The 10,041-nt window shown below is 59.0% G+C and carries 10 protein-coding genes and 2 tRNA genes; 6 read left to right on the top strand and 6 right to left on the bottom strand.

Annotation, left to right across the window (positions count from 1 at the left end; genetic code table 11):
* The coding region (locus tag QZT71_RS10905) for an SLOG family protein (RefSeq protein ID WP_295916032.1) at positions 1 to 349 on the top strand (349 nt) is incomplete at its 5' end.
* 56 nt (positions 350 to 405) lie between these two features.
* Here the strand turns inward: QZT71_RS10905 and QZT71_RS10900 are convergent.
* Both QZT71_RS10900 and QZT71_RS10895 read right to left on the bottom strand, forming a co-directional pair.
* Positions 406 to 1,290: a hypothetical protein gene (locus QZT71_RS10900; RefSeq protein WP_295916029.1), complete on the bottom strand. Its 885-nt coding sequence runs from the start codon at positions 1,288 to 1,290 to the stop codon at positions 406 to 408.
* Between the two features lie 154 nt (positions 1,291 to 1,444).
* Entirely contained in the window at positions 1,445 to 2,680 is a 1,236-nt protein-coding gene (locus QZT71_RS10895; protein WP_295916026.1) for a 6-phosphofructokinase, read from the bottom strand.
* A 313-nt stretch (positions 2,681 to 2,993) separates the two neighbouring features.
* Here QZT71_RS10895 and QZT71_RS10890 point away from each other — a divergent pair, with 313 nt between their 5' ends.
* Entirely contained in the window at positions 2,994 to 3,164 is a 171-nt protein-coding gene (locus QZT71_RS10890; RefSeq protein WP_295916024.1) for a hypothetical protein, read from the top strand.
* A gap of 168 nt (positions 3,165 to 3,332) precedes the next feature.
* On the opposite strand, the gene QZT71_RS10885 is transcribed toward QZT71_RS10890, so the two are convergent.
* The gene (locus QZT71_RS10885; RefSeq protein WP_295916022.1) at positions 3,333 to 3,533 is read right to left on the bottom strand and encodes a cold-shock protein; all 201 of its coding nucleotides are present in this window, start codon (positions 3,531 to 3,533) and stop codon (positions 3,333 to 3,335) included.
* A 143-nt stretch (positions 3,534 to 3,676) separates the two neighbouring features.
* Here QZT71_RS10885 and QZT71_RS10880 point away from each other — a divergent pair, with 143 nt between their 5' ends.
* The 4 genes from QZT71_RS10880 (at position 3,677) to QZT71_RS10865 (ending at position 5,825) form a co-directional block, all read left to right on the top strand.
* Positions 3,677 to 4,000 (top strand): hypothetical protein, encoded by a 324-nt coding sequence (locus tag QZT71_RS10880; RefSeq protein WP_295916021.1) that lies wholly within the window; start codon positions 3,677 to 3,679, stop codon positions 3,998 to 4,000.
* 3 nt (positions 4,001 to 4,003) lie between these two features.
* On the top strand, positions 4,004 to 5,077 hold the full coding sequence (locus QZT71_RS10875; RefSeq protein WP_295916020.1) for a TIGR04133 family radical SAM/SPASM protein: 1,074 nt from the start codon (positions 4,004 to 4,006) through the stop codon (positions 5,075 to 5,077).
* A gap of 217 nt (positions 5,078 to 5,294) precedes the next feature.
* Positions 5,295 to 5,369 (top strand) — tRNA-Pro (locus QZT71_RS10870).
* A gap of 381 nt (positions 5,370 to 5,750) precedes the next feature.
* Positions 5,751 to 5,825 (top strand) — tRNA-Pro (locus tag QZT71_RS10865).
* Positions 5,826 to 5,990: 165 nt separating this feature from the next.
* On the opposite strand, the gene QZT71_RS10860 is transcribed toward QZT71_RS10865, so the two are convergent.
* From QZT71_RS10860 to QZT71_RS10850, 3 genes are all read right to left on the bottom strand, one after another.
* Complete coding sequence (locus tag QZT71_RS10860; protein ID WP_295916019.1) at positions 5,991 to 8,432, bottom strand: DUF748 domain-containing protein; 2,442 nt, start codon at positions 8,430 to 8,432, stop codon at positions 5,991 to 5,993.
* 59 nt (positions 8,433 to 8,491) lie between these two features.
* Positions 8,492 to 9,124: an HAD family phosphatase gene (locus tag QZT71_RS10855; RefSeq protein WP_295916018.1), complete on the bottom strand. Its 633-nt coding sequence runs from the start codon at positions 9,122 to 9,124 to the stop codon at positions 8,492 to 8,494.
* Between the two features lie 43 nt (positions 9,125 to 9,167).
* Positions 9,168 to 10,041: SDR family oxidoreductase (locus tag QZT71_RS10850; RefSeq protein ID WP_295916014.1), on the bottom strand; the 874-nt coding region annotated here is incomplete at its 5' end.

Raw genomic sequence — 10,041 nt, 5'->3', positions numbered from 1 at the left:
CGCCGGCGCGAATCCGCCGTCCGGCCCGCTTCCCGGCCTGACGCTTGTGGCCGTCGTGCCTTTCGCGGGGCAGGAGGGGCGTTTCTCCGCCGCCGACCGTGAACGGTTCCGCCGTGTGCTGGCTGCCGCCGACCGCTGCGTCGTGCTCTCCCCGGCTTACCACGCGGGGTGCTATGCGGTGCGCAATAACTACCTCGTGGAGCATGCTTCGCTGCTTGTCGCTTGGTACGACGGTTCGCCGGGAGGCACGCATTACACCGTCCGCCGCGCCCTGCGCCGGGGACTGGAGCTGGTGAACCTGCACCGCGCCGCGCCGGCATTGCCACAGTCCGTGCCGACGCTCTTCTGATAAAAACAAAGGACGGCCCGAAAGCCGTCCTTTGTTCCTGTATATGCCTCCTCCCTTTAATAGAGTTCGATGCCCGAGAGGAGTTTTTCGATTCGCTGCCGCGTATGCGGCTTGCCGTAGGATTTCTCCTCGTAGCAGAAGCTGACCGTAACGAGCGTGTTGCCGTGCACGAGGTCGAATACCGAGTAGATGAGTCCCGGGTTTTCCTTTGTCCGCCCCTCGCTGTTCAGCATCTGCCGTCCGCCGATTTCGACCTGTTGTGTGGGGGCTATGATGCCGGCGTTGTAATAGACCGAGTCCCGGTTCGTGCAGTATTCCGCCAGGTCGGCGGCCGATTCGATTTCCTGCGGGTCGAGGAATCCGATGACACCCTCGATGTTGATGCCGATATCCTGGTTGTAGGTCGAGATGTTGTAGTGCGCGTAGGTCGTTTCCGTTTCCGGCTCGCCGCTGGTTTCGAGAGCGGTGTATCCGGCCGGAACCCGGAACCGGAGGCCCAGCGAATCGCAGGCGTAGCGCTGCTCGGTTTCGATTAGTTGCACATCTTCGCCGCCGAGCATCCTTACGGAGAGCTGCCCCAGGTAGACGAGGGCCGCGAGCGAGCATACGGCGATTGCGGCCGTACGCCAGAATGCGGAGAAACGGCCCTCCCCGTAATAGATTTTCAGCATGACGGCAAGGCCCCTGACCGCCTGTACCGCACCCCAGATGATTGCACCCGTGGCGACTACATACCTGCCGCCCGCCGAGGTGAAATAATAGGTGATAAAGCTGAATGCGAGTCCGCCTGCGCACCAGAGCACACCGGCCAGCAGGTTTTTCCGCGCTTCGGCCATGGCCTGTGCGCGTTGGTCGGCAGCCGGGGTGTCGGCCACGGGGCGTACGGGACTTTCGTCCGGCATCGGGTCGAATACGTCGTTCGGGTTTTCGGGTCTTTCCATGGATGGGATTTCGATTTTAGGGTTTGGAATTTCGGATGCAAAGATAGAAAATTCGGTCGCAGACCCAAGGAAAAAACGAAAAATTATCGGGACGGTAAAAAAATTCCCGGAAGCAGTTGCCTCCGGGAACTTGCGTATCGTTCTGTGAACGGAATTATTTCCAGTTAAGAATCTTATGGAAGTCGTACTCCTCGGGATTTGCGACGTACTGTTTGGCAGCCTCGTAATCCGCGGGCGTGACGGCGTTGATGATGTTCTCTACCACCGACGAGAATTTGTCCGAGTTGATGTCCACCAGACGGGGCGGAATCTTGCCCGTGGTCGGATCCTGCAAATCTTTCAGGTAGAGCGGATTGACATTGCCCTCCGAATCCACGTATACCATGCAGCCGGTCTTGCCCTCGGCGAAGAGCTTGTGTACGCCGATACCCAGCTCCGAGCAGTACGTCAGGTCGTATGCAATCGGGGTCTGGCAGCGGATTTCGTAGCCCAGTTCCACCGGACGGCTCTTGACCTTGATGCCCAGCTCCTTGACTTTCTTCTCGATCATCTCGTTGAAGATATGCGCTTTCGACACCTTGCCCAGCTCGGGATGTCCGTGCTCGTCGTAGGTGAAGTGGATGCCGCTCTTGCGGATTTCCTCGTCGCTCAATGCGTGGAACACGCCTTCCGAGATAACTGCGGCGCCGTAGTCCATGCCCATGATTTTACGCTTGATAATCGACGAAATCACGAGGTTCACGATTTTTTCGACCGTGATTTCCGTTTTGTCGAACATCTCGGGAATGACGATCATCGGGTAGTGGCAGGCCTCGCCGATACCGAATGCCAGGTGGCCGGCGCTGCGGCCCATGGCAGCCAGCACGAACCAGTTGCCGCTCGTGCGTGCGTCCACGTAGACGGCGCGGGCGATAACGGCGCCCTTGTCCTTGGCCGACTCATAGCCGAACGTCGGTGTCCCTTTGGGCAGGGGCAGGTCGTTGTCGATGGTCTTGGGGACATGGATGTTGGCGATGGGGTATTTCTTTGCCTCGAGGAACTTGGCGATGCGGTTCGCGGTCGATGCCGTGTCGTCGCCGCCGACCGTCACGAGCAGTTTGACGTTGTTGTCGGTGAAGAACTTGAGGTTGAAATTGTTGTCGAAATCCGAATCCTTGGGTTTGAAACGGCTCATCTGCAGGAACGAACCTCCCTGGTTGAAAATGCCGTCGGCCATGGGGTAGTCGATGTCCACCGTACGGGGCGAGGGATTGAACAGGCCCGTGTAGCCCTCGTGCAGGCCGATTACGCGGTAACCTTTACGGAGGAAAGTCTTTGCGACGCTGCCCACAACGGTGTTCATACCGGGTGCGGGGCCGCCGCCAGTCAGAATTGCTATTGCTTCTTTCATGGTTTTGTTTGGGTTTTTATGTTTGAACCTGAATTAACCTAATTGGACGCCCAAAAGTACGATTTATTTTTTAAACGGACAAGAAAATCGGGGCGCTGCTGTGCCGGCCGGATATTTTTTAGTGTATTGTGGAGAAAATGAACGCGGGCCTCCTGACTCCGGCCGTTTCTGGAAAAGAGTGTTGTATCCGGGAGTATGGTTACACCTTCCGGGATTTGCCTACCGATAAAATCACGATTGTTATGGGAACTACCCGAACATCGAGGACGATACCCCCGAACTGTCGCAACCCGAATATAAAAAGAACGGCGATTTGCACTGCCGTCTGAAAATCAGGGGGCATGGGTTCGGACAGGAGCGGGAGGTGAGCGTGACGCTGTTTAAGGATACCAATAAATGTTTTGTCCGGATTAACGACGAGCGTGCCGGGCATGACACCAACGTCCTCGATTTTACGGGATACCTCTATCCTGCGCGTAATTGAGCCGCATTCCCGTGCACGCTGCACACCCCGCGAGTGGCAGGGTGCGCGGCAGCGCAACGAAAAACGGTGTCGGGACATAGTCCTGACACCGTTAATTACATGAAATTCAGTGCTTGTGAATATCTTGAGTTATTTTGCTCTTATTCCCTGAATTTGAAAGGAGTTCTTTTACTCGATGATCGTCACGTTCACAGCCTGTTCGCCTTTGGCGCCGTTGCCGACTTCGAATTCGACTGCCTGACCTTCGTTGAGCGACTTGAAACCATCCGTTACGATACCCGAGAAGTGAACGAAGATTTCTTTGCCGTTCTCACCCGTAATGAATCCGTAGCCTTTCTTGCTATCGAACCATTTTACCTTACCTGTCATAAATTTGTTAATTAAAGTGTTAATGTATTCGGCAAAGTAAAATAAAAAACATTGGCTTTCAAAACTTTTTGGCATGTTTTTTTCGGTTTGGCGGAATTTTTTTATCTTTGTCATCACAAGGTTGTCACTAATGACGAGGCTATATGAACAAAAAACTGAAACTCGCTCTGGCTGCGCTGCTTGGCTTCTCCACAGCCTGCTCAACGGTGAAAAACACACCTGCCGGGGGCGAAACCGGGCAGGAGCGGGAAGCCGGAGCGCAGGAGATAGGCGATTCGGTGAGTCACCCGCGCATAATCGTGATGTACGGCGTGCGTTATCCCGGCAGGGATGAGCCCGTTGTGGCGCCGTCCAAAGAGTCCGGTGTGCAGGTGCCCGACGCAAGGCAGTCCGGTGCTGCGGATCAGACGCCTGATGCGGATGCGCAGGGCACGGAAACGCCTGCTGCAAAGACCGCTCGGGAGTAAGCCATGTCCCGCCGTCGTTTGGGCCTTCGCAAACGTTTGGCCCTCAATATCTTTTCCGACCTTTACGCTTCGACCGTCGCCGGACACAAACTCGACACGATTTTTTGGGAGTGCACGTTGCGCTGCAACCTTTCGTGCCGCCATTGCGGCAGCGACTGCCGCGTGGATCCCGGCATTGCGGACATGCCGCTCGAAGATTTCCTGCGTGTGCTCGACGAGGAGGTTACGCCCCATGTCGATCCTGCCGGGGTGCTCGTCATCTTTTCGGGCGGTGAGGTGCTGGTGCGCGACGATTTGGAGCGTGCCGGGGCAGAAGTCACGCGCCGGGGCTATCCTTGGGGCATGGTGACCAACGGCCTCTCTCTGACCGCGACGCGGTTGCAGAGCCTTATGCAGGCGGGGCTGCGTTCCATTTCGGTGAGCCTCGACGGTTTCGAGCGCGAACACAACTACATCCGCCGCAATCCCCGCAGCTTCGACCGGGCGCTGGACGCCTTGCGGCTTATCGTCCGCGAGCCGTCGCTGGCCTACGATGCGGTGACCTGCGTTACGGGAGCCATGGTGCCGCAGCTCGAGGCTTTCCGTGAAATGCTGATTGCCGAGGGGGTGAAGCACTGGCGGCTCTTTTCGATTTTCCCGATGGGCCGTGCCAAGGACGACCCGTCGCTGCGCATGACCGATGTCCAGTTCCGCGAGATGCTCGAATTTATCCGACGGACGCGCCGCGAAGGGCGGATTGACGTCAGCTACGCCTGCGAGGGATTCCTGGGCGGCTACGAAACCGAGGTGCGCGACCATTTCTACCAGTGCGCTGCAGGTATATCGGTGGCTTCGATTCGTGTCGACGGCGCCATTTCGGGCTGCACGTCGATTCGCGCCAATTTCAACCAGGGGAATATCTACCGGGACAAATTCTGGGACGTGTGGCAAAACCGTTTCGGGCAGTTCCGCAACCGCGAATGGGCGCGCCGCGGCGCGTGTGCCGATTGCAGTATGTTCCGCTACTGCCTCGGTGGCGGCATGCACCTGCACGGTGACGACGGCGAATTGCTCTATTGCCATTACCACCGCTTGTAGTTTTCCCTGCCGTTAGGATTTGTCGGGTTTTGTGCGGATGCGTTCGTCGCCGGGACGGGGGCAGCCGTGCCTGCCGGTTTTTCCCCGCGGGCGCAAAGCAACGTACGGCGGCGAAAAATAGGGGCGGGGAGTCGATTTTTGCGGAAATAATTTTGACGTTTCGGATTTTCGACTTATCTTTGTGCGCTCTTAAATGATAAGGGCACTCAAAACAGTTCGGGGTGTAGCGCAGTCCGGTTAGCGCGCCAGCTTCGGGAGTTGGAGGTCGCTGGTTCGAATCCAGTCTCCCCGACAAAAAGGAACCGCCAATTATTTGGTGGTTCCTTTTTTTTAGTCATCTCGTTTCCGGGAAAGTTTCGGCAAGTCCGGGAAAAGTTTCGGCAGGCGGAAAAACTCCCGCGATGTGAAAGCACGTAACCGCGGCGCGGTGAGCTTCGGCGGATGTCCCCTCCCGGATTGCAGGAAATACATCCGGCAGCTCGCCCCCCCCCGAAGTGACAGAGGCGGACAGCAGCCGCTTTTCGGGGAAAAAGTTTGCGGAACGGAAAAAAGCCGTTATCTTTGCACCCCGGAACCGGAAAGGTTCCCCCGGCCGGCAAAGCCCGGGATTGACACGAAGCAGCCCTCCGGGGCCGGCGGGAAGGCCAATCACTGGTTTCAGGGTCGGGAACGACGGGGTGTAGCGCAGTCCGGTTAGCGCACCTGCTTTGGGAGCAGGGGGTCGTGGGTTCGAATCCCGCTACCCCGACAGACAAAAAAAGCCTTTCAGATAGTACTGGAAGGCTTTTTTTTGTGTTTTGTCGCAGACGTTTCGATTTTGTTGTTTTGGGCATGATTTACACGTTTTCTGCCCGTTTGTGTAAACCAGAATATGCGCGACAACAGTTACTCGCAGCATATAAAGTTTCCCGCCTTATTGTGCCGTATCCGCGCTGTTTGCCTGGCCTGCCGCCGAAGTGTCGTTTCCCGGGGAGCCGGAAGCGGCCGTTTCGTGCGTTCCGCCGGCCGGCGCGGCGTCCGTGGCCGACACCTCGCCTGCATTTGTTCCCGGAACTTCCGTAGCCTCCGCAGAACCTGCCGTGTTGCCGTCGTCTTCCGCCTCGACCTCCACGGTTTCGCCGTCGACTTCGAGTGCGATGGTGTAGCGGTCGCGGCCCGTGTAGCTTTGCAGGGCTACGGAATCCAGCGTCTGCACGCGGAATACCGGAGCTGCCGCCCCGTGCGTAGACTGCATGTAGTCGGCCAGCGCCTTGTTGCGTGCGGCCATCATCCGTGCCAGCTGCCGGGCCGCTTCGTCGCCGAAGAGCTTTGTCGCCTTGGCGTAGGCCGAGAGCCCCTGCGGGGAGATGCCGCGCGCCGCCAGCAGCGAATCGGCAAAGGCCATGATTTGGGGGGTGCGGATGTCCGCCTGCTGTATCTTCTCGTATTCGAGCATCGAGAGCCGTTGCTGTGCTGTCGAGTCGGCGGCGCGCAGGTGTGCGGCATAAGCCATGCGCAGTGCGTTTTCAGCCTGCCGGGGCAGGGCGCGCGACATGTTGACGCGCTGCGTCAGCGCAATGTGCATCTCGGGTTTATCCTGCAGCGCCTGTGCGATTTTGTCCAGCGAGGCGTACTGTTCCGACGTGAAAACGTATTGCAGCGGGTCGATGTCGATGTATTCCAGGTTGTCCCTGCTGCCCGAGAGGAACGAGAACGGCGCCGTCACCACTTTCAGCAGCACGTTGCCGATTGCCTTGAGTACGATTTTGCGGTAGGAGAACTCCGGCGAGTCGAGGCTGCCCTTGACCGGGAGATCCATTTTCACGTGGCCCTTCTTGTCCTTGAGTACGTAGAGTCCCAGCTTGAGCGGAATGCTCATTTCCGGCTTGATGTCCTTGCGTTTCTTGTCCACTTTCGGTTCGAACATGTCGAGGTGGTTGGTGCCGTCGAGGTAGCGGTCGCGGATGACGTTCTGGCTGCGGAACGTGAGGTTGCCCTTGGTCAGCGGATAGGCGGTGAAGAACTCGCAGTAGGGACCGAAGTCGCGCAGGTCGAGGTTCGTCAGCCAGAGCGTGATGTTCTGGTTGTCCATGTTGTCGAGCGCACCCTCCCAGCGGAGTTTCGCCGAGCCTGTTTTCTGCATCCGGGCGTCCACCGTGAGCTTGTTGCGTTTCGAAGGGTCGAAATCCCGGCTGTGCATGCGGATTTCCGATACGGTGTATTCGAACGGACGGTGGAGCGTCATGTCGCGCATCGTTACGCGGCCGTTTGCGATTTCGAGATCCGCGATTTGGAGCGAGGGCGCCGGCATTGCCGCTGTATCCGTATCCGCAGGCGTGGCCGCAGCCGTATCGGCCGGGACGCTTTCGGGTGCCGCTGCGGATTTCATCAGCGCCGTGAAACTGTTGCCGTCGGGCGTCATTTCGAACAGTGCCGAAAGCCCCGAGAGATAGATGCGGTCGAAACGGAAACGCATTTTTCCCAAATCGCCCTCGGCGAGCCGCATGCCCAGCGTGTCGACACCCATGACGGGACGCTGCCGGTCGTCGCGCAGGGCGAATCCCGCGAGCGACGCCGTGCCGTCGGTGCGCAGCGAGAGCAGGTGCTCGGAACTGCCCCGCAGGCGTACGTCGGCCCAGAGCCGTCCGTCTACGGCCGAAACGTTCATCGCTTGCCGGAAATAGGGCAGTGTCCCCGCCAGCGCGAAGTCCTGCAGCCGGATGCCGATGTCGAATTCCGATGTTTCGATGTTGTAGCCCACGTCGGTCGAGAGCGAGCCGCCCTCGGCGAAATTCAGCACGGCCCCCACATCGGTCTTTTCGCCAGCGAAATAGACGCCCGGGATGTGGAGGTTGATGTCGTTCATGCCCCATGTGGCATCGAGCGCGAGGTCTTTGTAAAAGACGCGGCCGTTGCGGATTGAAATGTCGTAGATGCCGATTTCCCACGGCTTCGAAGGCTTCTCGGGCTCTGCGGCCACAGCCGTTGTGTCGCCTGCGAAATGGGCGAGGATGTCGTCGAAACTGAACGAATTGCCCCGCTGATAAACCTTTACGTCGGGCCCTGTGAACGTGATTTTCTTGACATGCACGCGGTTCGATAGCAGGGGCCACAGCCGCATGCGCATGTCGAAACTGTCGAGCCGGAAGAAAGTCGTCGAGTCGTCGGCCCCTCCGATGCGGAGATCCTGCAGGCGCAGGCGACCTGTGAAAATGTTGATTCGCAGCCGCTCCATGCGTATTGTCCGGCCGAGCAGCTCGCGGTCGTGTTTTTCGATGTAGTTCTTTGCCACGGGCGATACGGCGATTGCCGCGGCGATGATTAGTACGGCGATGACTGCCGCGACGATCAGGGTGATTTTAACCCATTTTTTCATGACGCATTTATTTATGTCGGGTTGCGGTTCCGGTGGCCGGGGTATCCCGGCCGGCGCCGCTATTTCGTTCTCGTTATTTCGTCGAACAGGTGTCCGAAATCCTCTCCCGGGGCGGGCATGTAAACCGCGAACCCCAGCGCCTGCGCCGTGTCGACGTTCTTCTGTCCGTCGTCGATGAAGAGCGTCTGCGCGGGTACTACGCCGCTGTCGGCCATTACCTTGCGGAAGATGGCTTCCGAGGGTTTGAGCTCGCGCAGTTCGTAGGAGAGGTAGATTTTGTCGAAATAGTCGTCCATCGTGCGGCCGTCGGCCGTGAACTGGCCGCGGATAACCTCCATCGACGCCGGGTTGTTGTTCGAGAGCACGTAGGTGCAGATGCCCGCTTCGCGCAGCCGTGCAATCTGCCGCAGTTTGGCGACTGGGATCCCCGTGAGGAATGCGCCGTAGGCCCCGGCTATCTCCGCGTCGCTCACGCCGGGCCGGTTGTCCAGCCGCCGCATTTCATCGCAGGCTTCGTGGAAGGAGATGTCGCCCCGTTCGAGCCGTCCTATCATCTCGGCGGGGTAGTAGGGGTTGACCAAATCGGCGACCCGGTTCATGCCGAGCAGCCGGAACGCCGCGATGCAGCGTTCGATATCGAGGTCTACGAGTACGCCCCCGAGGTCGAAAATCACGTTTTTTATTTGTTGCATGTCGTCCATTGTTGTCTTTTTTCTGTTTTTGCCGTTCGGCCCGCTATTTCTGGAACCGCATCGTAAAGCGGCGGAGGGGACGGAGCACCCACATCGGCAGCAGTTTGCAGAAGGGTATCCAGGCGCGGTTCCACCAGTCGGGCACGATGCACCGCCGCCCCCGCCACAGGGCGCGCAGTCCGCGCCGGGCGCAGCTGTCGGGGGTGATGAGCACCCGGAGTTTCTTTCCGATTCCCTGCCAGTAGGGTGTCAGTCCGTAGAGGTCGGTCGCCACGCCCGCCGGGCAGACCGCCGTGACGCGGATGCCCCGTTCGCGCACCTCTTTGGCGAATGCCACCGAGAACGAGCGCATGTAGGCTTTCGACGCGCTGTACAGCGCCAGCCCCGGGAAGGGCATCCACAGCGAGTAGGAGGACATGTTGAGGATGTGCCCCCGCACGCCGCGGCGAACCATGTCGGCGGCATAGAGCCGGCATAACTGCGTCACGGTCAGGTCGTGCAGCAGGATGATGCGCTCGATGCGTTCGGCGGGTGTGGCCAGTATGTCGCAGAACGAGAATATCCCGGCGTTGTTCACCAGCACGTCTATTCCGATTCCCTCGGCCGTTGTGCGGTCGTACAACTCCTGTGCCGCCTCCGGGCGCGCCAAATCCATCGCCAAGATCCGCACTTCGCATGCGGCGGAAGTCTTTGCGTCCGTCCGTGTCGTTTCCTGCTGTGCCGTTTCCTGCTGTGCCGCTTCCGCTGCGGGGAGCTTGTCTGCTGTTTTTGCCGCCGTGCGAATCTCTTCCGCCACGGCTTCGAGCGGTGCGGCGTTGTTGCCCACGATTACCAGCCGGTAACCAAGCGCCGCCAGCCGCAGGGCGTAGCAGCGCCCGATGCCCGAGCCTGCGCCCGTCACCAGCGCCCACGCGCTG

The organism is uncultured Alistipes sp. (genome assembly GCF_902388705.1).
Lineage (GTDB): Bacteria > Bacteroidota > Bacteroidia > Bacteroidales > Rikenellaceae > Alistipes.
This window is presented reverse-complemented; position numbering and strand designations above follow the sequence as displayed.

Excerpts from the sequence above, each read along its gene's own strand:
- QZT71_RS10900 (WP_295916029.1), bottom strand. The coding sequence starts at position 1,290 with ATGGAAAGACCCGAAAACCCGAACGACGTATTCGACCCGATGCCGGAC.
- QZT71_RS10855 (WP_295916018.1), bottom strand. The coding sequence starts at position 9,124 with ATGCAACAAATAAAAAACGTGATTTTCGACCTCGGGGGCGTACTCGTA.
- QZT71_RS10885 (WP_295916022.1), bottom strand. The coding sequence starts at position 3,533 with ATGACAGGTAAGGTAAAATGGTTCGATAGCAAGAAAGGCTACGGATTC.
- QZT71_RS10860 (WP_295916019.1), bottom strand. The coding sequence starts at position 8,432 with ATGAAAAAATGGGTTAAAATCACCCTGATCGTCGCGGCAGTCATCGCC.
- QZT71_RS10895 (WP_295916026.1), bottom strand. The coding sequence starts at position 2,680 with ATGAAAGAAGCAATAGCAATTCTGACTGGCGGCGGCCCCGCACCCGGT.
- QZT71_RS10875 (WP_295916020.1), top strand. The coding sequence starts at position 4,004 with ATGTCCCGCCGTCGTTTGGGCCTTCGCAAACGTTTGGCCCTCAATATC.
- QZT71_RS10880 (WP_295916021.1), top strand. The coding sequence starts at position 3,677 with ATGAACAAAAAACTGAAACTCGCTCTGGCTGCGCTGCTTGGCTTCTCC.